Here is a 21258-nt window from a genome sequence, read left to right as displayed (position 1 = left end):
ATGAGTGCCGGGGATCGGCTGGCCCTGCTGACGCCCGCGAACGTGCGGCACCGCAGCGGCGGGACCCTGTTCAATCGGGCGGTCACGGCGCATGCCGCCACGCTCGGGCACCGGGTGGACCTCGTGCCGGTTCCCGGGCACTGGCCGCGGCCGGACCGGCAGGCCGTCGACCGGGTGCTCGCCGCCGCTGCCGGACACCGGCGCGTCCTGGTCGACGGTCTGATCGCCACCCGCTGCCCGGAGGTACTGATCGCGCTGATCGCACGCGGCGTCCGCACCGGGCTGCTCGTGCACCTGCCCGAACGACACGGCGGTACCGCCCAGGCGCGGGCCCTGGCGGCCGCCGACGTCGTCGTCGTCACCAGCGCGTGGACCGGGCACTGGCTGCTGGCCCACGCGTGGCCGGTGACCGGCCGGCCGGCCGCGGACCTGGCCGCGCGGCTCGTCGTCGCCCGGCCGGGCACGGAGGCCGACCCGGCACGGCGGAAGGATCCGTCCCCGGAACACAGCGCCACGGAGCAGCCGATCGACCGGTCCCCGGTACTCGCCTGCGTGGCCGCGTTGACGCCGAACAAGAACCAGGCCGGCCTGGTGCGGGCCCTGGCCGGACTCACCGACCTCGCCTGGTCGGCGGAGCTGATCGGCAGCACGGACGCGGACCCGAGATACGCCGGCCGGGTCGCCGCCGCGGCCTCGTCCCTGCCCGGACGGGTCCGGATCACCGGGGAGCTCGACGCCGCGGGTCTGGCCGCCCGATGGTCGCGGACCGACCTGCTCGTGCTGCCCTCCACCTGGGAGAGCTGGGGGATGGTCGTCCCGGAGGCCCTGCGCCACGGCGTTCCCGTGGTGGTGGGCCGGGGCACGGGAGCCGCGGAGGCGCTGACTGGCCCGCGTGGCAGCGGGCCCTGGCCGCGCCAGCGCACCGACGGGCGCTCGCTCCACGCCCGCCGTGTCGCGGGCAAGGGCGGCCGTCCCGGTGATCGCCACCTCCCCGGCGCGGTCGTCGACGCCGACGACCCGACGTCAATCGCCGCCGTCCTGCGCCGGTGGCTCACCGATCCCCCGTTGCGCACCCGGTGGCGGACCGCCGCCGGCACCGCCGACCTGCCCGGCTGGGGACCGGCGACCGAGGCGATCCTGACGGCCATGGGATCGAGAACCGGATCCAGGCCCGGTCCCCGACGCCCGGCCGGACGTCCGCCCATGATGTCGACCGAGGGATGAGGACCCGATGACACAGCTCGATCCGATCAGTTCCGACTGGCTCGCCCTGCGCGAGCGCGCCGACGACCGGGCCCGCGACGCCACGACGGCGACGCTGCTGCCGGCACTGCGCCGGTCCCTCACGGGCGGTGACAGCGAGTCGGGCGGCTCCGCGCAAGTGCCGGTCCTCGTCGTCGACCTGGGCACCGGTACCGGAGCCAACCCCCGGTGGCTGATGCCGCGCCTGTCCGTGCCCCAGACCTGGTTGCTCGTCGACCACGACCAGGACCTGCTCGCCGAACTCACCGTGCGGCTCACCGGGAACGCGGCGCCGTGGACGTCCGTGGTCTCCGACGTCGCACACCTGCGCGAGGTGCTCACGCAGCACCGCCGCCCGGGCCAGGCCGTGCTGCTGACCTGCGCCGCCCTGCTGGACCTGCTCGATGCGCGGACGGTGGACGAGTTCGCCGGTGTGCTGCAGGACTTCGGCGCGCACGGGCTGTTCAGTCTGACCGTCGACGGCGGCGGCAGCTTCACGCCTGCCCGGCCGCTCGACGACGCCGTCCAGGCGGTCTTCAACGCCCACCAGCAGCGCCACGGTCATCTCGGTCCGGACGGTGTGGAGGCACTGCGGCAGGCACTGGGCCGTGCCGGGGAGGACACCGCGGGGGAGGCGGTGACCGTGACCGTGCAGCAGACCGACTGGATCCTGGACGCGGCCGACGCCGGCGACCGGGCCCTGATCGAGCGGCTGCTGCAGGACCGCGCCGCCGCGGTCCGGGACCACGTCGGCTCAGCCGATTACTCAGCCGACGAATCCGGGCGCCGAGAGATGCTGTCGGCGTCCGACGTCGACGCTTGGCTCACCGACCGGCTTCAGGCCACGCACGGCGGGGCGCTGCGCGTTCGGGTGGGGCACCAGGACGTCCTGGTGGCGCCCCGCGGCTGAGCGGTGACACCGGATCACGAGCGCATCGCGGTGACGGTGCGACGGACCGGGTATCAGCGCCCGGCGTCGTCCCCGTCCTCGGAGTGATCCGTGAGATACCGTTCGCCCGTCTCCGTCTCGTGCAGCTCGTAGGTGGTCGCGGCGCTGCTCGTGGCGTCGTCACGCTCCTGCCGGGCCCGCTCGCTCATCGGCTCGTCGACCGGGGACCACTCGGGGTCGCCCCAGATGGCACCGAGCCCCTTGGACGCCCGGGTCGGCCGCCCGGCCACGAACTGCTCGCCGTCCTCGCCGCGCGAGAACTGGTCGTCGTCGCGCACCGTGGTCTCACCCTCCTCGGCGTCCCGCCCCGGATCGACGCCGGGGCTGGTCCGGGGCGGCCACCCGGTGGCGGGCCCGTCCGCAGCGGGATCCCAGGTCTCGGTGTGCCGTGGCTCGTCCGACTGCTGCTGCTGGTCGGACTGCTCCGCGTGACCCCGTTTCCTCCAGCTCATGATGCCCTCCTCACCTACCACGACGACCGTGGCCGGATCATTCGGTTATCGAGATATCCAGTGTCAGCGTGCCACAGTGGCTCCGCGGGCGCCACCGTCCTCCTCACTCCGGACCGACGCCGTCGCTCGATCGGCCCTCGTCCCGATCCAGCTCTTGCATCAGTCGGTGTCTCTCATTCTCCCTCCTCGAGTACGTGGCGCGCCGGATCGCCTCCTCGTCGTCGAAGCTGGAGCCGAGGGCCCCCGCGACGGTGCCCAGGGAGCTGGACAACCAGGCGATATCCAGGTAGTCGAGCCACCCGGCCGGGTGACCGAGTTGGCCACTGAGGAACCCGACCTCGATCACCGTCAGAGCGCCGAGCAACAGGACCAGATAGAGCATGACGTACATGGTGAGGGCGCCGATGAAGATGGTCACCCCCGTGAAGGTGTTGTACAGCATGGCCCGTGCCCTCGGCGTGCGCCCGCTACCGCACTCCCACAGACCGTTGTGAATGACCAGCCAGAAGACGATGATGGCCAGAGAGAACAGGGTGATGAGCGCCAGGCGGCCCACGCTCAAGGCGTCGGACATCGCCCAGACGCTGGTGTAGAAGATGCCGAACGCACCCACGGCGGCGGCGGCCGCCAGCGCACCGGACAGGGAGGGCAGCAGCCGCCACGGACGATTGCTGCGGACCATCCCGGCCAACAGCTCCAGATAGCCGCGCACGCCGCGGAGTTCGAAGACGGACGAGTCCGCGCCCACCTCGCTCGTGCGCTGGACCGGGGCGAGTCGCGCTTCGAGTGGATTGTTGATGACGACCGGGTCGAGTTCATCGACCTCCGCGGCGAGCACCACCCGGATACCCTCACGCACCACTCGGCGCGCCCGGCGCCGGACGCCGATGAAGCCCAGCGCCGGTACGGACACCAGCATGATCCGGCTGTCGTGGTCGAACTCGCCGACCAGCCCCGGCCCCGTGTCACTGAGTCGGGGCAAATCGGTCAGGTAGACGACCGCGTCCCACCCGTGTCGACGGCGCAGCGCCGATCCGGCCTCCACCAGAGGGATCTTGCCCTCCTGATTCAGCGGCAGTGACTCCACCACCTGTTCGACGCTGATCCGGGAGTCGGCGCCGAGCGCCGCGCGTGCCGCCTCCTCGACCGCCGTCGTCAGCGACGCGGCGATCCGGGCCGCGAACCCTTCGTCGGCGACGATCCCGATGAGCAGACGTTCGCCGCCGGATCCGGCTGGGTCGGGTGCCGGCTCGTCCATGCGGTCTCCTTCGTTCAGGCGGCGGCAGGGCCCTTCGCCCGGCCGGTCCGCAGGTCGAAGTGCAGGCACGTGTCCGGGCCGAGGGGGAACGACCGCGACGGGGGCCGGACGGCACCGTCGAGGCGGTCGGCGCCGGAGAACCGGACCCCGGGCACGCCGTCGCCGATCAGCACGGGTGCGACGGTGAGGAACAGATGGTCGATGGCGCCGGCGGTGAGGAATCGCGAGACGGTCCGGCCGCCACCTTCGATCAGGACGCGACCGAGCCCGCGTTCGGCCAGCCGAGCGAGGATCGCTGCGGGCGCGAAGCCGTCCCGTTGCTCGGGCAGCCGGAGCACGGTCACGTGCGCGGGAACGGACGGGATCGGGGCGTCCTCCCCCACCAGCCAGAGGGTGGGTGCGGCACCGTCGGTCAGCACCCGGGCGGCGGGGCTGGTCCGGGCGCTCGGGTCGACGACGACGCGCACCGGGTCGGCGCCGGTCACGGAGCGGACGGTCAACCGAGGGTCGTCCGCCGCCACCGTGCTCGCACCGACGACGACGGCGTCGACGAGCGCACGCAGCCGGTGCAGGTGTTCCCGGTCCTCCACGGACGTCAACTCGGCGCCGTCGCCGCTGCGCGCGGCGATGAAGCCGTCGGCGCTCTGCCCCATCTGGGCGATGACGACCGGGTCCGTCCCGGTGATGTCGCCGTACCGGCCCAGCAGCTCGAGGTCGGTGTCGGCGGCCGGATCGTGCCGCATCCGGGCTCGTTTGGTTGCCAGGTACCGTTCGTTCTCGGCGCGGGTCGGGACGGCCAGGTTGTGTCTGCCGACCACCTCGATGCCGAGGGCCTCCAGGGCGAGCTGCTTGGCGGGGTTGCCGGAGAGCAGGCTGATCCGGGTGGCACCGAGCGAGGCGAGGATGGCGGCCGCGGCGTGATACGTGCGTGCGTCCTCCTCGTGCCCGAGCGCGAGGTTGGCGTCCACCGTGTCCATCCCGGCGTCCTGCAGTTCGTAGGCACGCAGCTTCTCGGCCAGCCCGATGCCGCGGCCCTCGTGTCCGCGCAGATAGACGACCGCTCCGCGCCCGACGGCGGCGATGGTCGCCAGGGCGGCGTCCAGCTGGTCACCGCAGTCGCATCGCCAGGAGCCGAAACCGTCTCCGGTGAGACATTCCGAATGCACCCGGACCATCGGTGGCCCGGCCTCGTCACTGGCCAGATCCCCCTGGGCGAGGACGACGTGCTCGATCCCGGCGTCGTCGATGAAGCCGAGCATGTCGAACACGCCGTACCGGCACGGCAGGGACGTGGTGGCGACGCGGGTCACCACACTGGAGTGGGTGGTCATGGGTGAAGCCTCCCATATCGGTCTGAGCGCCCCAAGACAGGAACCGGTGACGGCTGACCGTCCGGCACTTGCGACGTAGCATGGCAGGGTGGATCCGTTCTGGGTGACGTTCGCCGCGACGAGTTGGGTCGCGGCCGGCGCGGGCGTCGCCGGCTGGGTGGGGCTGCGGACGCGCCGCACGTCCCGGACGCGGCGACTGGAACTCGACGCCGCCCGATACGAGTTGCGTGCTGCGCACGCTGCCGTCGCCCGCTCCCGCGCCGATGTGCAGGCCGCCCGCGCCGAGGTCGCGCGGGTCGAGGCCGAGCGACTGAGCGCGCGGGCGTCGGACTCCGATGTCGCCGCTGCTCGCGCGGCGTTGCAGGCTTCCCAGTCGCAGCGCCGGGCCGCCACCGCGAAGGTGACCGCGCACCGGGCCGACATCCGCGCCGCTCGTGCCGCCCTGCCCGCGGCGCGCACGAGCCGTGACGCCCTGCCGATCGCGCGCCTGCTGAGCGCCCACGACGCGGTGCTGGTGCGGTGGATGGCCTACGAGACCGACCCGGGAAAAGCGATCGCCCACCCGGAGATGAGCGATCACCGGGTACCGCTGACGGCGGCGTTCCTGCGCGCGCAGTCCGACGCGCGACGGCTGCGGCCCACCTCGACCGAGGCGCCCATGTCGCCCCCGGAGTTCGCGGCGTACCGGGAGGCCGTCCGGCGCCTCACCCGCGCCTTCGACGCCGCCGAGGAGCAGGTCGTGAACCGCTCGGCAGGGCCGTCATCACCGGCCCCCGGCCCCTGGAACGACCTCGCTCAAGAACTGGCGCAGAACGCCCAGCGGGCCGTCGCCCGATCGGCCGACGCCCTGGGCGGTGCGGCAGCTCGTGCCGCCGCCCGTGCCGCCGGGGGCCGGGACCGCCGCCGTCGTCCCGGCGCCTGACGCCAGGAGTTGACGCAGCGTCAGGGTCAAGTGCCGCACGGCTGCGGGAGAGCCGGCCTCAGTCCGGCAGGCTGAAGAACGCGGCGACGGCGGCACCGAGCGCGACCGCGTCGTCGACGTGGCACATCTCCCGGGCCGAGTGCATGGACAGCAGGCCGAGGCCGACGTCGACGGTGCGGATGCCCAGCCGCGTGGCCGTCAGCGGGCCGATGGTCGAACCGCAGGGGACGCCGTTGTGGGAGACGAACTCCTGGTAGGGCACCCCGGCGGCGGCACAGCCACGCGCCCACACCGCGGTCCCGACGGCGTCGGTGGCGTACCGCTGGTTGGCGTTGAGCTTGAGCAGCGGTCCACCGCCGGGCCGGGGCCGGTTGACGGGATCGTGCTTGCCCGGCTGGTTCGGGTGCACCAGGTGCCCGGCGTCCGCGGACAGGCACACGGAGGCCGCCAGTGCCCGGCGGAATGCGCTGGTGTCGCCACCGAGGCCGGCGGTGGTCCGCTCCAGGACGTCGGCCAGCAGAGGTCCGCTGGCCCCGGACCGGGACTGGGATCCCAGCTCCTCGTGGTCGAAGGCCGCGAGCACCGCGATCGTCGGGCCGTCATCGGGGGCGGCGCTGATCGCCCGCAGCCCGGCATGTACCGAAGAGAGATTGTCCAGCCGCCCCGAGGCGAGGAACTCCTGGGCGCCGCCGAATCGGCGGGGTGGCTGGGTGTCCGCGACGACCAGATCCCAGCCGACGACGTGCGCCGGGTCCAGCCCGCTGCCCGCCAGCAGCACGGTCATCAGACCGCCGGGGTCCGCGGCGCCCCAGACCGGCTGCACCCCGGTCTGCCGATCCAGCGTCAGGCCGTCGTTGGCGGTGCGGTCCAGGTGGATGGCGAGCTGGGGGATCCGGGCGACCGGACCGGTGGCGACCAGGTGCTCGACGCCGTGACGCGTGGTCACCCGCCCGGCGAAGCACAGTTCCCGGTCCAGCCAGGAGTTCAGCAGCGGGCCGCCGTAGATCTCGACGCCGGCCTGTTGCCAGCCCAGGAGACCGAGGTCCGGGTGGGGTTTGAGCTTGAAGCCGGGTGAGTCGGTGTGGGCGCCGACCACCCGGTAGCCGGTCGCCGGGCCCGCGCCGTCGGGCACCACCCAGGCCACGAGCGCACCGTCGCGGACCACCAGGTACCGGCCCGGTCCCAGCCCCGACCAGTCGTCACGCTCGTCGAGGGCCGAGAAGCCCCGGTCCATCAGCCGACGGGCTCCCTCGGCGGCCGCGTGATAGGACGACGGTGACGCGGTCACGTACCCGGCCAGGTCCGCGATGTACTCGTCCGCGCCGTTCCCACCGTCCGTCATGGGCTCAGTCTAGGGACGCCTCCGGCACGGGGCCGGCACCGACGGGCCGGTGACCGCGCCCGCTCAGCCCAGCAGCTCGTCCGTGTAGCACCACAGCCACGCCTCACCGGGTTCGATACTGCGCATCACGGGATGCCCGGTCTGATCGTGGTGCCGGCGGGCGTGCCTCCCGGGAGAGGAATCGCAGCACGCGACATATCCGCAGGTCAGGCACATGCGGAGGTGAACGGTCGGGGTGCCCTCACGCTCGCAGTCGAGGCAGTGGTCCGACCGCGGTTCGGGCTGATCGCGGTCGCGAGCCGCTTCCAGGTGCTCGCACTCGCCCGCGATGCTCGCCGGCGTGACGACGTCCTCCTCCTCGTCGTCCGCGACGTCCTGCCCGGCGGCGAGCACCACCGCCTCCTCGAGGTCCAGGGAATTCATCACCCGCTGCAGGATGGCGTGGTCGACGCCGCGATCGGCGCGGATGCGCAGCGCCTCGTCGCGTTCGGCCCGCAGCATCTTGATCCGCAGATTCCGGAAGGTCTGGGCGGGTGTCCGGTGCGAGGTCTGGGACCCGAGCGCCTCCCAGGACCGGTTGACCCGGCGTTCGGCCATCTGGCGCAGTTCCTCCACGGCCTCCGGATCCAGGGTCTGTGCCTCGTCGATCTCGTTCAGCCGGCGCACCCCCGCTTCCATCACCCGCTGCACCGCGTGCGCTTCCTGCAGGGCGTCCTCGGCCCGGCCGGGTCCGCGCACGCCCATCCAGCGGGCGAACGCCGGCAGCAGCGACCCCTGGATCAGCAGGGTGCCGATCGCGACCACCATCGCCAGCAGCACCAGCACCTCCCGGTGCGGCGTCTCGGCGGGCAACGCGAACGCGGCGGCGAGCGTGACGACGCCGCGCATGCCGGCGAAGGAGAGCACCGCCGCCTCCGGCACGCTCAGGGGGTGGCCCTGGTCACCGCGGCCGATGACGACCGCGAACCGGGTGGCGAACACCCAGACGGCACGCAACACGATGACGGCCAGCAGCACGACGACACACAGTCCGACGATGCCGGCGACCCCGATGTCCGAGTCGGCCACGCCACCGAGGATGGTCGACAACTGCAACCCGATGATGAGGAAGACCAGGTTCTCCAGCAGGTACTGGACGGTACGCCAGTTGGTGGTCTGGCTGATCCGGCTCAGGGCGTTCTGCTGGACGGGCGCGCGGTGGGCGATGATCAGGCCGGCCACGACGACGGCGACCACGCCGGATCCGCGGATCAGCTCGGCCGGCTCGAAAGCCAGCCACGGCGTGATCAGGGACAGCCCCGTGTTCACCGACGGGTTGCTGACCCGCCGGTGCACCTGCCCGACGACCCAGGCCACGACCACCCCCATCCCGGCGCCGCCGACGGCGCTGAGCAGGAATCCGCCGGTCACCGAACCGAAGGACGCGGCGCCGCTCATCGCCGAGATCGCCGTCCCCAGCAGCACCAGTGCGGTGGCGTCGTTGAGCAGGGACTCCCCCTCCAGTACCGTCAGCACCCGCCGGGGCAGGCCGATCGTGCGGCCGATGGCGGTCGCGGACACGGCGTCCGGCGGGGCGACGACGGCACCGAGGGCGAACGCCGCCGCGAAACCCATGGGCAGCAGCCACCACACCGTCACCCCGACGCCGAGAGCGGTGAAGGCGACGAGCCCCACGGAGAGCAGCAGGATCGGTCGGGCCTCCGAGCGCACGTCCAGCAGGGACACGCCGATGGCCGAGGCGTACAGCAATGGCGGCAGCAGGCCGCTGAGGATGATCTCCGGGTCGATCGGCTCGTGCGGGACGAACGGCAGGAAGGAGGCGCCGATGCCCACGACGACGAGCGCGAGCGGGGCGGCCACCCCGAGGCGACCCGACAGCGGCGCCACCACCAGCACGGTGACGACCATGAGCAGGATCCAGACGCCCTCCGCCATCGGCGTGACCTCCTCCGGTTCGTCGGTGCCGGTCAGTCGGTGTGCCGGTCAGTTCGCCGTTGCTGTGGTGTGCCGGTCCACCCGACCGGCGTCGTGCTGGAGGTCGTTGCCGCCGTCGTTCTGGCGGCTCAGCCCGCCGGCGTGGCGACGGCCGTCTTGATCGGCGTCGAGCCGTCGGTGAAGCCGATCGTGCGTCCGACGGACGCCGGCGTCGCCAGCGCAGCGGCGATCACCAGCGCGACGTTCGCGCGGGAGGTGCCGGTACGGGCGCCCTGCTCGGCCGGGGGGTCGACCTCGATGGTGCCGGTCGGCTCGTCCAAGGTGAGCGAGCCGGGGGCGACGATGGTCCAGTCCAGGGTGCTGTCACGCAGGTAGGCGTCGGCGGCGGCCTTGGACTCGGCGTAGGCGAAGAAGCCGTCGGCGGGATCGACGCCGTGGTCCGGCCCGGCGCCCAGGTAGGACACCATCACGTAGCGCCGGACCTCGGCGCCGGTGGCGGCGTCGACGGAACGGATCGCCGCGTCCCGGTCGACGGCCCAGGTGCGCTCGGGGCTGCCGCCCCCGGCGCCCGCGGAGAACACGACGGCGTCGTGCCCGGTGAGGCGGCCGGCGATCTCGTCGGTACTCGCGGACTCGAGGTCGAAGACGACAGGGTCGGCGCCGGTGGCGGCGACCTCGTCGGTGTGCTCCGGGTTGCGGAACAGGGAGGTGACCTGGTGACCGGAGTCGGTCAGGTCACGGGCGAGCAGCAGGGCGACCTTGCCGTGGCCACCGAGGATGGCGATGCGGGACATGTTTCTCCCCTTCTCTCTCGGGACGGTGTCGACAGACGGAACACGGCCCGGGATCATTCGATTCCCGGCCCGTGTGCTGATGGCGCCGTCCACGGCGCCGCCTCAGCGGCTGCGCGTGAGTGCGTCCTCGTCCGGGTCGGGGGTGGCGTCGAACGCGGTGGAGTCCGACGCGGTGGAATCGAACGCGGTGGAATCGAACGGCAGCGCGGCCAGGTCGAGCCGGTCGTTGTCGTGCTGACCGGCCACCAGCTCGGCGGCCTCCTGCTCCGACTGGACGTTGGGCATCGAGCCGGGCATCGGCCGTCCCGCGGTCTCGGGCATCCGCCAGATGGCGACCAGGCCGAGCACCGAGAAGAACATCAGGTACCAGGCGGGGACCATGCCCTGTCCGGTGAGTTCGATCAGTGCCTGCACCAGCAGCGGGGTGGTCCCGCCGAAGATGGCGACCGCGAAGTTGTACGCCACGCCCATGGCCCCGTACCGGCTCGCCGTCGGGAACAGCGCCGGCAGCGAGGAGGCGAGGTTGGCGACGTAGGGCATCACGCACAGCGCCACCAGGCACAGGCCGAGGACGGTCGACCACAGCGATCCGATCGCCAGCAGACTGAAGGCCGGGATCATCAGCACGATCGTGGCGATGGCCGCGGTGGCGAGCACCGGGCGACGGCCGAAGCGGTCCGACATCCGCCCGGTGAGCGGGATGCCCGCGGACATCGCGACCAGTACGGGGATGGTCAGCACGGTACCGTGCAGCGCGTCGTAGCCGAGCGTGTCCGTCAGGTAGGTCGGCATGTACGACGTCAACGCGTAGCCGACGGTGTTCGCGGCGGCGACGAGGAACATGGCGATGACCAGCGCGCGCCAGTGGGCGCGGACGATCCCGACCAGACCCAGTCGCGGCTCCGTCACGGCGTCGTCCCCGGAGCCGGCCGTCGCCACCTGCTCGCGCAGCGCCTGGTTGGCCTCGAACTGCGGCGACTCCTCGATCCGGAGCCGGAAGTACAACCCGACCAGGCCGATCGGGCCGGCGATGAGGAACGGCCAGCGCCAGCCGCCGTCGAGCATGGCGGCCTCGCCCAGGATCACCTGGAAGATCGAAACGGTGCCGGCACCGACCGCGAAACCGAGGTAGCTGCCGACGTCCAGCAGGGAAGCCAGGAACCCACGACGCCGGTCCGGCGCGTACTCGGTGACGAAGGTCGTCGCCCCGGCGTACTCGCCGCCGGTGGAGAAGCCCTGCACCATCCGCAGCAGCACGAGCAGCACCGGCGAGAGCACGCCGACCTGCTCGAACGTCGGCAGGAGGCCGATCGCGAAGGTGCCACCTGCCATCATCAGCATGGTCACCGCGAGGGTGCGCTGCCGACCGATCCGGTCACCGAGCGGGCCGAACACCAGCCCACCGAGCGGGCGGACCAGGAAGCTGACGGCGAAGGCGGCCAGGGAGGCGAGCAGCTGAGCGCCCGGGTCCTCGGCCGGGAAGAACACCTGCCCCATGGTCACGGCGAGGTACCCGTAGATGCCGAAGTCGTACCACTCCATCGTGTTGCCGACGACGGTGCCGCTGACGGCTCTCCTCAGCTTCGGGGGATCGACGACGTTGACGTCGGCGACGGTCAGTTCGCGCTTCGGGCTGCTGGTTCCGGGCGGCATGCTGCCTTTCCGATCGACGACAAAACCCGTCAAGAGTACCCGCGTCGGGAACGGTCCACAATTTCGGTGCCCGCGGGCCCGGGTCACCGCGTGCTCCACAGCCGACGTTGTCCACAGGTTGTGCACGCTGTGGACGGCGCTCGGGACCCAGGAGTCACGGGGGCCGCACACCGGCTCGAGAACCCGTCGACACGGCCAGATGCCATCCTCGAATCACAGCCGTGTAAGTTCTCCACATTGTGGACAACCTCTGTGGAGAACGGCGGTCACGCACCGGGGCGGGCGAGGCCGCGCCGCGCCGTGACCGAGAGGTCGTCGCCCGCCAGGGCCACCCGGCGCCGGGCCGCGACGTCCCCCATCAGGGCGCGGAACAGCTCCGGGACGGTGACGTCGTGGTCGGGCCGATGGCACACGGTCAGCTCCATTCCGGCGGCGAGCTCGCCGGGGGTGAGCACGGACAGGTACGCACCCGTACGGCCGTGTTCGGTGAACATCCGCAGCCATCCCCGCACGCCCATGGCGGAGCGGAAGGTGCCGCAGGGCAGGCGCGGGCCGGTCACCTGCAGCTCCACGTCGCCGATCCGCCAGCGCTCGCCCAGGACCGCGCCGTCGACGTCGTACCCGCCGATGGTCAGGTTCTCCCCGAACGCTCCGGCCGGCAGATCACGGCCCAGCCGACCGGCCCAGTGGTCCAGTTCGGCGCGGCCGAAGGCGTACACCGCCTGATCGGTGCCACCGTGATGCCGATGATCGCCGATCACGTCTCCTGCCAGCCCGCTGCCGACGCCGGTGGACCGGGGACCCGGGTCCGACACCGCCACGGGACCGGACGCGGGGAGTTTGTGGATGCCGGTCAGCGCCGTGCTCCGGCCCGGGCGGGGTGCACCGGACGCGGCGACATTAACACTGAGTAGCCGACCGACACCGAGGACCCGGCCACCGACGGACGTCGCGCTCGGGACGGCCGCCGGGGGGCGGGAAGGAGGAGAAGCCATGGGGTCATCATCGCCCGCGGACCGATCACGCGGGTGGACATCGCAGCACCGTGCTCGTAAACGCTTACTCCCGTCCCCTAGCATGGTGCCCGTGGACTGGAGCGACTTCGACGCCGTCCTGTTCGACCTCGACGGCGTCCTGACCCCGACCGCGCAGATCCACCGGACCGCGTGGGCGCAGATGTTCGACGCCTTTCTCGCCGGCCGCGAACAGCCCCCGTTCACGGATGCGGACTACTTCGCCCACGTGGACGGCCGGCCCCGCACCGACGGGGTGCGGGCTTTCCTCGCCTCCCGGGGCGTCACCCTGCCCGACGGCGAGCCGGACGACCCGGAGGACGCCGAGACCGTCAACGGGCTCGGCAACCGCAAGAACGCCGCCTTCAACGCCGTCCTGGCCCGGGACGGCATCGCCCCGTACCCGGCGTCCGCACGTCTGCTGGACGCGCTGCGGCGGCGGGGCACCGCGATGGCGGTCGTCTCCTCGTCCCGCAACGCCCGCCTCGTGCTCGACGCCGCCGGCATCAGCGACGACTTCGCGTGCGTGGTCGACGGCGAGGACGCGGCCACGCATCAGCTGGCCGGCAAGCCGGCCCCGGACACCTTCCTGCGCGCCGCCGAGCTGCTCGGCGTCGACCCGGCGCGCGCCGTCGTCGTCGAGGACGCCACGTCCGGTGTCGCCGCCGGCCGGGCGGGGCGGTTCGGGTTGGTGATCGGCGTCGACCGCGGGGCCGGCGCCGCCGCCCTGACCGGCGCGGGGGCCGACGTCGTCGTCACCGACCTGGACGAGGTGCTGCCATGACCCGCGGACACACCCGGGGCATCGAAGGGGAGCCGGAGCCGTTCACCGACCCGCTGAACCGGGACCGGTTCCCCGCTGACCCGTGGCGGCTGACCGAGACGTGGCCGGCCACCGACGACCTGCACCTGACCGAGACCCTGTTCGCCGCCGGGAACGGTTACCTGGGCATGCGGGACAACCCGCCGGAGGGCCGGGACGCCCATACCCACGGCACCTACATCAACGGTTTCCACGAGACGTGGCCGATCCGGCACGCCGAATCGGCGTTCGGGTTCGCCAAGACCGGCCAGACCATGGTGAACGTCCCGGACGCGAAACTGATGAAGCTCTACGTCGACGACGAGCCGCTCCTGCTCGCGGTGGCGGACCTCGAGCACTACGAGCGATGCATGGATTTCCGCAGCGGCGTGCTGCAGCGCAACCTGATCTGGCGCACCCCGGCCGGCAAACGGGTGATGGTCGAGTCGTCGCGGATGATCTCCCTGGACCAGCGGCACCTGGCCGTGATGACCCTGAAGGTGACCATGCTCGACGGCGACGCGCCGGTAGCCGTCTCCTCCCAGATCCTCAACCGGCAGGACGGCGTCGACGAGTACCACGTCCCGGCGGCCGCGATGGGTGAGGGCGGCGACCCGCGCAAGGCGGCCCGGCTGCGAGCCCGCGTGCTCGAACCCCGGGGCAACTGGTGCAGCGGACGACGGATGATCCTGGGCTACCAATGCGCGTCCTCCCGGATGACCCTCGCCGTCGGCGCGGACCACACGATCGAGACCGAGGACGAGTACGAGGAGCTGATCAGCACCGAGGCGGACCTGGGCAAGAAGGTGTACCGGGTGCAGGCCAAGGCGGGCCGGCCGATCACCATCACCAAGGCGGTCGCCTACCACAGCTCCCGCGGGGTCCCGGTGCGCGAGCTGTTCGACCGGTGTCGCCGCACCCTGGACCGGTTCCGGACCGACGGCCCGCAGGTCAGCCGGGACGCCCAGCGGGCGTGGCTGGACCGGTTCTGGACCGACGCGGACGTCGAGGTCGAGAGCGACGGCGAGGACAATGCGGCGATCCAGCAGGCCGTGCGCTGGAACCTGTTCCAGCTCGCGCAGGCCACCGCCCGCGCCGACCAGCTCGGTGTGCCCGCCAAGGGGGTGACCGGGTCCGGCTACGAGGGTCACTACTTCTGGGACACCGAGGTCTACGTCATCCCGTTCCTCTCCTACACGTGCCCGGGCCTGGCCCGGAACGCCCTGCGCTTCCGCGTCAACCAGCTGGACAAGGCCCGCGAACGGGCGCGTGAACTGGCCCAACGCGGCGCCCTCTACCCGTGGCGGACGATCAACGGTGAGGAAGCGTCGGCCTACTACGCCGCCGGTACCGCGCAGTACCACATCGACGCCGACATCGCCTTCGCCGTCAGCCGCTACGTCGACACCACCGGGGATCTGGAGTTCCTCAAGGGCAACGGCATCGACATCCTCGTCGAGACCGCCCGGATGTGGGAGGACCTCGGCTTCTGGCGGGAGAACGAGCACCGGGTGTTCAACATCCACGGCGTCACCGGCCCGGACGAGTACACCACGGTCGTGAACAACAACCTGTTCACCAACGTGATGGCCCGGTACAACCTCGAACAGGCCGCCGATGCCGTGCGGACCATCCGGCAGACCGATCCGGCGGCGTATGCACGGATGTGCCATCGGCTGGACCTGGACCCCGCGGAACCAGGGGTGTGGCGGGACTGTGCCGCCCACATGCTCATCCCGTACGACGAAGAGCTCGGGATCCACCCGCAGGACGAGCACTTCCTGGACCGGGAGATGTGGGACCTGCCCGCGACGCCGGAGGACCGTCGTCCGCTGCTGCTGCACTACCACCCGCTGGTGATCTACCGGTACCAGGTGCTCAAGCAGGCCGACGTCGTGCTCGCCATGTTCCTGCAGGGCCACCGGTTCACCGACGCGCAGAAGAAGGCCAACTTCGACTACTACGACCCGATCACCACCGGGGACTCGACACTCTCCGCCGTGGTCCAGTCGATCATCGCCGCCGAGGTGGGGTACGAGGAGTCGGCCCTGGACTACTTCCTGCACGGTTTGTACGTCGATCTGGCGGATCTGCACCGCAATACCGTCGACGGCACCCACATCGCCTCCGCGGGCGGGGTGTGGAACTCCCTGGTCTACGGATTCGGCGGGCTGAAGGACCTCCGGCGGGGGCTGGGTTTCGATCCCCGCCTGCCGGCGGCGTGGTCGAGGCTGACGTTCCGGATCCGCCGCCGCGGGACGCGGCTGCGGGTCGAGGTCGAGCAGGAGTGGCTGACCGCCAGCATCGAGGAAGGACGCGGGCCGGTCTCGCTGACCGTACGCGGGCAGGATCTGCGGGTCACCGAGGATGAGCCCCTCGTCGTTCCACTGCGCGGACAGGGTCCCCGCCACGGACGCGCACCGAGCACTCCGGTGCTCGGCGGCATCCGTGAGGACGGCTCCGTGATCACCGCAGGCCTGCCCACAGACACCGCTCAACTCCATGAGATCAGGTCCGCACCCGAGCGGGCCTGACACCGGAGCGGGTGCCCCCGCCGCGTTCTCGGCCTCCGTGCGGGCTGTCCCACGCGTTGTCCACAGGTGGGGACAACCGCTGCCCGCTCTCTCCACCGGCGTGGACCGCGCTGTGGCACCGGATTCAGGCCCCAGCGTGAGGAGTTACACCGGTGTGATTTGTGCACACTGGGGACAACCCTGTGGACAACGGCCCCGGCAGGTACGCCGGTGTCAGGCGATGGCCGGCGCCGCGGCCAGTCGCACGGCGATCAGGGCGGTCAGGACCACGAGCACGCCGACCAGGCCGAGGCTCTGGATCCGCGCCCGGTTCCGCCCCTCTGGCGCCCAGACCAGGGGGACGGCGGCGAGAGCCCCGGTGAGCAGGCCGCCCAGATGCGCCTGCCAGGCGATGGCGGGCACGAAGAAGCCCAGGGCCGCGTTGATGGCGAGCACGATCAGCAGACCCCGGGTGTCCGCACCGATCCGCCGTTGGATCACGAACAGCGCACCGAACAGGCCGAAGATGGCGCCCGAGGCGCCGACCACGAGGGTCAGCGGGTCGCCGAGCCAGAGCACGCCGACCGACCCGCCGATCAGCGCGAGCAGGTAAACGGCGAGGAAGCGGAGCCGGCCGAGCATCGGTTCGAGCACCTGACCCAGAACCCACAGGGCGTACATGTTGAACAGGATGTGCAGCAGGAAACCCGGTGAGTGCAGGAAACCGCTGGTGATGATGCGCCACGGCTCGGTGGCCGTCAGCACCGGCGCGTAGCCCAGGGCGTAGGTCACACCGGGCAGCAGGTACTGGAACAGGAAGACGACGACGCAGATCCCGATCAGCACCCAGGTGACGATCGGGCGGCCGTCCCGTACGACCCCGCCCAAGGAAGTGCGGAACGAGGGTGTCGCTGCCGCCTGTGCGGCGACGCAGTCCACGCACTGGACGCCGACGGCGGCGGGACGCTGGCACTGGGCGCAGGCGGGTCGCCCGCAGCGCTGACAACGCACGTAGGACACGGTGTCCGGGTGCCGGGGGCACCGCGGCTCCGTATCGGTCCCGCCGACCGCCGGTTGTCCGAAGCTCATCGTCTCCCGATCGGGCTCAGAGCTCGACGACGTCGACGCTCGTGATCGCGACGTCGTCGACCGGCTTGTCGCCCCGGTCGGTCGGCACGGCGTTGAGCTTGTCGACGACGGCCCGCGAGTCCGCGTCCGTGACCTCACCGAAGATGGTGTGCTTGCCCTGCAGCCAGGTGGTCGGCGCCGTCGTGATGAAGAACTGGGATCCGTTGGTGCCGTGGCCGCCGCGCTTGCCGGCGTTCGCCATCGCCAGCTTGTAGGGCGCCGTGAAGTCCAGGTCGGGGGCGATCTCGTCGTCGAACTCGTAGCCGGGGCCACCGACACCGCGGCCGAGCGGGTCGCCGCCCTGAATCATGAAGTCCTTGATGATGCGGTGGAAGATCACGCCGTCGTACAGGGGGTCCGTCGTCTTCTCGCCGGTCGCGGGGTGGGTCCACTCGCGCTTGCCGGTGGCCAGTTCGACGAAGTTCGCCACGGTCTTCGGCGCGTGGTTGCCGAAGAGCTCGACGACGATGTCGCCCTGGGTGGTGTGGATGGTCGCCTGGTGGGTTGCCTGTGCACTCATGGCGCCGATTCTTCCATGCACGGCCGGCAGGACCGCCTCGGTTGCGGTGTCAGGGGGCCGGTTCAGCGCACAGTGAAACGGCGCCGACGCGTGATAGTGCGAGTCTTGCGCGACCCCGTAGGCTAGGCGAGGACCAGTACACCCTTTCTGGAGGTTGACGTGAGCAAGAAGGACAAGGCCGTCGACGGCGCCCTGAAGTGGGCGGTCTCGCGCGTGCAGGCGGGCATCGACACCGCTTCCCCCGCCGTGCAGGGCGCTGCCCAGCGGGCCGGTCACGAACTCGCCGACGGTGTTGCGTCGCTGACGCCGAAGCTGCAGCGCAGCCTCGGCGCCGTCGGCCCCCGCATCTCCAGCGCGGTGGACACCGCGGGACCGAAGCTGCAGAAGCAGCTCGATCGGGCGACCCCGGCCCTGAACTCGGCGCGGGACAAGGTGGTCGGTGATTACATCCCGGCCGCGCAGCTGAAGCTCGGTGACGTTGCCGCCCTCGCGGCGAAGAAGCTGGGCGCCGTGCAGACCCCCGAGCAGCTCGATCTGATCGTCGCCAAGCTCACCGGCGACAAGAAGGCCATGAAGAAGGCACAGAAGGCCCTGGTCGATGCGGCGAAGACCACGTCGAAGAAGGCCAAGCGCTCCAGCGGCAAGACCGGCAAGGGCTGGCTGGTTCTCGGTGCCCTCGCTGCGGCCGCCGTCGCTGGTGTCTCCGCGTGGCGCGCGTCCCAGCCGGTCGAGGACCCGTGGAAGACCCCGCAGCCGGCCACCGCGCGGGTGACCACCACCATCTCCGCCGGCGACGGCAAGCACGTGGCCGACACGACGGCGCCGGCCGCCGGCCCGGTGACTCCGGCGCCGGACGCACAGGTCACGTCCACGACCCCGGTCTCGGACTCCTCGAAGGCCTGACGCAGTAGAGCTACGCCAGCGGGGCCCGGTGACCGTCACGGTCACCGGGCCCTGTTGGCCGGGGAACGGGACATGTTCTCCACGACGGATTCGCGAGCACTTCGCTGCGCTCTCGCTGGTAGCGGGCTTTCGACCGACTCGCAGCTGGTGAGGACGCCTGGCGCTGAATGTACATCGCGCAATGTATAGTCACCGTATGCTGACTATTCTCGATCGACTCGACGTGATGAACCGGCTCGGCCGGGCCATGGCCGACCCGACCCGCTCTCGCATCCTCCTTACTCTCCTGGCCGGCCCGAGCTACCCGGCGGTGCTGTCTCGCGATCTGGGGCTTTCACGATCGAACGTGTCGAACCATCTGACATGTCTGCGCGCGTGCGGGATCGCGGTGGCTGAGCCCGAGGGTCGGCAGACCCGCTACGAGATCGCAGACCCGCACCTCGCCCGCGCCCTGACGGCACTGGTTGACGCGACGCTCGCGGTCGACGAGAGCGTGCCGTGCATGGACCCGGACTGCGAAGTCGAGGGCTGCGTGGCCGGGGAGGTTCGGGCGTGAGCACGGTCACGGGTTCGCAGGTCGAGCACGTCGACCTCGATGATGATGATGACGACGACGACCGGCCGTGGTACCGGAGCCCCATCGTTCTGATCCCGATCGCCTCCGGCGTCGCGTTCGCCGCCGGCCTGGTGTGCGAGTGGACCGGCGTGGAGACCGCGGGCTTGGTTCTGTTCTGGATCGGTCTGCTGCTGGGTGCGTACACGTTCGTGCCGGGCGCGCTGCGTGAGCTGTTCACGAAGGGCAAGCTCGGCATCGGCCTACTGATGACGATCAGCGCCACCGGCGCGGTGATCCTCGGGTACGTCGAAGAGGCCGCCGCGCTGGCGTTCCTGTACTCCATCGCGGAGGCTTTGGAGGACAAGGCGATGGACCGCGCCCGCGCAGGGTTGCGCGCGCTGTTGAAGCTCGTGCCCGACACCGCACTCGTCAAGCGCGGCGACGCCACCGCCGAAGTGGAGGCGAAGGAGTTGCGCGTAGGCGACGTCCTGGTGGTCCGGCCGGGCGAACGGATCGCGACCGACGGCATCGTGTGCGCCGGACGGAGCAGCCTGGATACGTCCGCGATCACGGGCGAGTCGATCCCGGTCGACGTCGATCCCGGCACCGAAGTCTCGGCCGGGTCGATCAACACCACAGGCGTTCTCGAAGTCGAGGCGACCGCCGCCGGCACTGACAACTCGCTCACCACGATCGTCGAGCTGGTCGAGCAGGCACAGGCCCAGAAGGGCGAGCGTGCCCGCCTGGCCGAGCGAATCGCCCGCCCCCTCGTTCCTGGCGTGATGATCCTCGCCGTGCTGGTCGGTGTGCTCGGGTCGCTACTGACCGGCGATGCCGAGCTGTGGATCACCCGCGCTCTGGTGGTCCTGGTCGCCGCATCGCCGTGTGCCCTCGCGATCGCGGTCCCGGTCACCGTGGTGTCCGCGATCGGTGCCGCATCGAAATTCGGTGTGGTCGTGAAGTCCGGGGCCGCGTTCGAACGGTTCGGAGGCATTCGCCACCTCGCCGTGGACAAGACCGGCACGCTGACCCGCAACGAACCCACCGTGACCCGCGTCGTCACCGCCGCGGATGTGACCGAGGACAAGGTGCTGGCGTGGGCGGCGAGCCTGGAAGGTCACAGCACGCACCCCCTCGCCGCAGCGATCAGAGAAGCGGTACGCAACGCTCCCATCGCCGCAGACGTCAGCGAGACCGCCGGGCACGGCATCGTCGGCACCTACGCCGGTGCTCGTCTTGCCGTCGGAAGCCCGCGCTGGCTCGACGCCGGCACGCTGGCTGACGAGGTACGTGCGATGGAATCCGAGGGGATGACCGTCGTCATCGTCCACCGCAACGACGAGCCTGTCGGGGCGATTGGGGTGCGTGACGAGCTGCGACCTGAGGTCCCCGAGGTCATCGCCACGCTGGACCGCCGCGGGATCGGCGTGACGATGCTCACCGGCGACAACGCCCGCACCGCTGCGGCACTGGCCGGCCAGGCTGGCATCACCGACGTGCGCGCCGAGCTGCGGCCCGAGGACAAAGCCACCGCCGTCGCGGATTTCTCGAAGTCTCGGCCCACCGCCATGATTGGGGACGGCATCAACGACGCTCCCGCGCTGGCGGCCGCGGACCTGGGGATCGCCATGGGGGCCAAGGGAGCCGATGCCGCGATCGAATCCGCCGACATCGCCTTCACCGGCCACGACCTGCGCCTCATCCCGCAGGCCCTCACTCACGCCCGCCGTGGCCGCAACATCATCAACCAGAACGTCGTGCTGTCGATCGCGATCATCGTGGTCCTGCTGCCGCTGGCGATCACCGGAGTCCTGGGGCTGGCCGCGGTCGTGCTCGTGCACGAGGTCGCGGAAGTCGTCGTCATCCTCAACGGGCTCCGCGCGGCGCGGCGCACGAAGGCATGACCAGCCCCCTTGACGGCTCCGCTCCCTCCCCGGGACCAGCG

General features: G+C 71.4%; 18 protein-coding genes. 8 read left to right on the top strand and 10 right to left on the bottom strand.

Annotated elements, in window-relative coordinates:
- Both BKD30_RS13460 and BKD30_RS13455 read left to right on the top strand, forming a co-directional pair.
- Positions 1–1224, top strand: a complete 1224-nt coding sequence (locus tag BKD30_RS13460) for a glycosyltransferase family 4 protein (protein ID WP_076705353.1) — start codon at positions 1–3, stop codon at positions 1222–1224.
- 7 nt (positions 1225–1231) lie between these two features.
- Positions 1232–2152 carry a hypothetical protein gene (locus tag BKD30_RS13455; RefSeq protein WP_076705352.1) on the top strand — a complete coding sequence of 307 codons (921 nt, stop codon included), beginning with the start codon at positions 1232–1234 and terminating at the stop codon, positions 2150–2152.
- A 53-nt stretch (positions 2153–2205) separates the two neighbouring features.
- On the opposite strand, the gene BKD30_RS13450 is transcribed toward BKD30_RS13455, so the two are convergent.
- The 3 genes from BKD30_RS13450 to ribA all read right to left on the bottom strand — a co-directional run bounded on the left by BKD30_RS13450 (position 2206) and on the right by ribA (position 5232).
- On the bottom strand, positions 2206–2643 hold the full coding sequence (locus tag BKD30_RS13450; RefSeq protein WP_076705351.1) for a hypothetical protein: 438 nt from the start codon (positions 2641–2643) through the stop codon (positions 2206–2208).
- 103 nt (positions 2644–2746) lie between these two features.
- Entirely contained in the window at positions 2747–3901 is a 1155-nt protein-coding gene (locus BKD30_RS13445; protein WP_076705350.1) for a hypothetical protein, read from the bottom strand.
- 14 nt (positions 3902–3915) lie between these two features.
- Positions 3916–5232, bottom strand: coding sequence for a GTP cyclohydrolase II RibA (gene ribA, locus BKD30_RS13440; RefSeq protein ID WP_076705349.1), 1317 nt, complete (start codon positions 5230–5232; stop codon positions 3916–3918).
- 88 nt (positions 5233–5320) lie between these two features.
- Here ribA and BKD30_RS13435 point away from each other — a divergent pair, with 88 nt between their 5' ends.
- Entirely contained in the window at positions 5321–6154 is an 834-nt protein-coding gene (locus tag BKD30_RS13435) for a hypothetical protein (protein WP_076705348.1), read from the top strand.
- Between the two features lie 58 nt (positions 6155–6212).
- On the opposite strand, the gene BKD30_RS13430 is transcribed toward BKD30_RS13435, so the two are convergent.
- The 5 genes from BKD30_RS13430 to BKD30_RS13410 form a co-directional block, all read right to left on the bottom strand.
- Entirely contained in the window at positions 6213–7496 is a 1284-nt protein-coding gene (locus BKD30_RS13430; RefSeq protein ID WP_076705346.1) for a M18 family aminopeptidase, read from the bottom strand.
- A gap of 63 nt (positions 7497–7559) precedes the next feature.
- The gene (locus BKD30_RS13425; RefSeq protein ID WP_076705345.1) at positions 7560–9431 is read right to left on the bottom strand and encodes a Na+/H+ antiporter; all 1872 of its coding nucleotides are present in this window, start codon (positions 9429–9431) and stop codon (positions 7560–7562) included.
- A 128-nt stretch (positions 9432–9559) separates the two neighbouring features.
- Positions 9560–10225, bottom strand: coding sequence for an SDR family oxidoreductase (locus BKD30_RS13420; RefSeq protein ID WP_076705343.1), 666 nt, complete (start codon positions 10223–10225; stop codon positions 9560–9562).
- Positions 10226–10327: 102 nt separating this feature from the next.
- The gene (locus BKD30_RS13415; protein WP_076705341.1) at positions 10328–11878 is read right to left on the bottom strand and encodes an MFS transporter; all 1551 of its coding nucleotides are present in this window, start codon (positions 11876–11878) and stop codon (positions 10328–10330) included.
- 266 nt (positions 11879–12144) lie between these two features.
- Positions 12145–12873, bottom strand: coding sequence for an MOSC domain-containing protein (locus tag BKD30_RS13410; protein ID WP_083956511.1), 729 nt, complete (start codon positions 12871–12873; stop codon positions 12145–12147).
- Positions 12874–12955: 82 nt separating this feature from the next.
- Between BKD30_RS13410 and BKD30_RS13405 the strand changes: the two genes are divergently transcribed.
- Positions 12956–13675, top strand: coding sequence for an HAD family hydrolase (locus tag BKD30_RS13405; RefSeq protein WP_076705340.1), 720 nt, complete (start codon positions 12956–12958; stop codon positions 13673–13675).
- On the top strand, positions 13672–16227 hold the full coding sequence (locus BKD30_RS13400) for a glycoside hydrolase family 65 protein (protein WP_076705339.1): 2556 nt from the start codon (positions 13672–13674) through the stop codon (positions 16225–16227). The genes BKD30_RS13405 and BKD30_RS13400 overlap by 4 nt, the downstream gene beginning before the upstream one ends.
- A gap of 213 nt (positions 16228–16440) precedes the next feature.
- Here the strand turns inward: BKD30_RS13400 and BKD30_RS13395 are convergent, their stop codons facing one another.
- Both BKD30_RS13395 and BKD30_RS13390 read right to left on the bottom strand, forming a co-directional pair.
- Positions 16441–17094 carry a rhomboid family intramembrane serine protease gene (locus tag BKD30_RS13395; RefSeq protein ID WP_328586917.1) on the bottom strand — a complete coding sequence of 218 codons (654 nt, stop codon included), beginning with the start codon at positions 17092–17094 and terminating at the stop codon, positions 16441–16443.
- 217 nt (positions 17095–17311) lie between these two features.
- Entirely contained in the window at positions 17312–17854 is a 543-nt protein-coding gene (locus tag BKD30_RS13390) for a peptidylprolyl isomerase (RefSeq protein ID WP_076705337.1), read from the bottom strand.
- Positions 17855–18013: 159 nt separating this feature from the next.
- Between BKD30_RS13390 and BKD30_RS13385 the strand changes: the two genes are divergently transcribed.
- The 3 genes from BKD30_RS13385 (at position 18014) to BKD30_RS13375 (ending at position 21217) form a co-directional block, all read left to right on the top strand.
- Positions 18014–18757 (top strand): hypothetical protein, encoded by a 744-nt coding sequence (locus tag BKD30_RS13385; RefSeq protein ID WP_076705336.1) that lies wholly within the window; start codon positions 18014–18016, stop codon positions 18755–18757.
- A gap of 196 nt (positions 18758–18953) precedes the next feature.
- Entirely contained in the window at positions 18954–19313 is a 360-nt protein-coding gene (gene cmtR, locus BKD30_RS13380; protein WP_076705432.1) for a Cd(II)/Pb(II)-sensing metalloregulatory transcriptional regulator CmtR, read from the top strand.
- Positions 19310–21217, top strand: a complete 1908-nt coding sequence (locus tag BKD30_RS13375; protein WP_076705334.1) for a heavy metal translocating P-type ATPase — start codon at positions 19310–19312, stop codon at positions 21215–21217. The genes cmtR and BKD30_RS13375 overlap by 4 nt, the downstream gene beginning before the upstream one ends.
- The last annotated feature ends 41 nt before the right edge of the window (positions 21218–21258 follow it).

Source organism: Tersicoccus phoenicis (assembly GCF_001968835.1).
Taxonomy (GTDB): Bacteria; Actinomycetota; Actinomycetes; order Actinomycetales; family Micrococcaceae; genus Tersicoccus; species Tersicoccus phoenicis.
Note: the sequence above shows the minus strand (reverse complement) of the source record. Positions and strands in the feature narration are given on the sequence as shown.

Bases quoted from the DNA above. Each gene is read 5' to 3' on its own strand.
- BKD30_RS13405 (WP_076705340.1), top strand. From the start codon at position 12,956: ATGGTGCCCGTGGACTGGAGCGACTTCGACGCCGTCCTGTTCGACCTC.
- BKD30_RS13445 (WP_076705350.1), bottom strand. From the start codon at position 3,901: ATGGACGAGCCGGCACCCGACCCAGCCGGATCCGGCGGCGAACGTCTG.
- BKD30_RS13390 (WP_076705337.1), bottom strand. From the start codon at position 17,854: ATGAGTGCACAGGCAACCCACCAGGCGACCATCCACACCACCCAGGGC.
- BKD30_RS13450 (WP_076705351.1), bottom strand. From the start codon at position 2,643: ATGAGCTGGAGGAAACGGGGTCACGCGGAGCAGTCCGACCAGCAGCAG.
- ribA (WP_076705349.1), bottom strand. From the start codon at position 5,232: ATGACCACCCACTCCAGTGTGGTGACCCGCGTCGCCACCACGTCCCTG.
- BKD30_RS13425 (WP_076705345.1), bottom strand. From the start codon at position 9,431: ATGGCGGAGGGCGTCTGGATCCTGCTCATGGTCGTCACCGTGCTGGTG.
- BKD30_RS13455 (WP_076705352.1), top strand. From the start codon at position 1,232: ATGACACAGCTCGATCCGATCAGTTCCGACTGGCTCGCCCTGCGCGAG.
- BKD30_RS13420 (WP_076705343.1), bottom strand. From the start codon at position 10,225: ATGTCCCGCATCGCCATCCTCGGTGGCCACGGCAAGGTCGCCCTGCTG.
- BKD30_RS13430 (WP_076705346.1), bottom strand. From the start codon at position 7,496: ATGACGGACGGTGGGAACGGCGCGGACGAGTACATCGCGGACCTGGCC.
- BKD30_RS13415 (WP_076705341.1), bottom strand. From the start codon at position 11,878: ATGCCGCCCGGAACCAGCAGCCCGAAGCGCGAACTGACCGTCGCCGAC.
- cmtR (WP_076705432.1), top strand. From the start codon at position 18,954: ATGCTGACTATTCTCGATCGACTCGACGTGATGAACCGGCTCGGCCGG.
- BKD30_RS13400 (WP_076705339.1), top strand. From the start codon at position 13,672: ATGACCCGCGGACACACCCGGGGCATCGAAGGGGAGCCGGAGCCGTTC.
- BKD30_RS13460 (WP_076705353.1), top strand. From the start codon at position 1: ATGAGTGCCGGGGATCGGCTGGCCCTGCTGACGCCCGCGAACGTGCGG.
- BKD30_RS13410 (WP_083956511.1), bottom strand. From the start codon at position 12,873: ATGGCTTCTCCTCCTTCCCGCCCCCCGGCGGCCGTCCCGAGCGCGACG.